The organism is Vibrio sp. 2130-1 (genome assembly GCF_033339515.1).
Window position 1 is genome coordinate 1 of record NZ_JAWOUT010000696.1, and the last position, 525, is coordinate 525.

1 pseudogene is annotated in these 525 nt (G+C 48.0%); it reads right to left on the bottom strand.

Going from position 1 to position 525, the window contains the following annotated elements:
• A pseudogene (locus R7Q09_RS28200) lies at nucleotides 1–525 on the bottom strand (nuclease); the annotation flags it as partial.

Here is a 525-nt window from a genome sequence, read left to right on the forward strand (position 1 = left end):
GAACAAGCCAAGTCCAAGCATTGCTAGCAGTGCACCAAACCCAAACGAACCACCATCAGAGTCTTTCGAATCTGTGGTGCCCGTTTCAGGTTGAGTCATAGAGACTGCACGGGCAGAGCTAAACTTAACGACGTTGCCAGTCGAGTCTGTCACTTTCTCTTCCAGTTGGTAGTTACCTTGCTCTGGCGCCTGTTCAAACTCAACATTCACGCTGCGCGCTTTAATGTCCGTTTGATCTAAAGTCTTGCTCGCTGAGTAAGCTTTCGCGTCACTACTTACAGCGGTAGCTTGAGTCGCGACGGTTAAGCTAACAGTCACGATGTCACCTGCAACCGCGTTTGGTGGCAAACGTACATCTACCGCTAAGTTTTCACCCGCTTTCGGTAAATCGATATCCGTATCAGGTAAATCAATCGCGATGATCACAGGATCGTGGTCAGATGCCGAGAACGCGTCTTTGTATTTCGGCATATCACCTGTGTATTTGCTGCCGTACTCAAACAAGTTACTTTCTAGTGAGTTAAT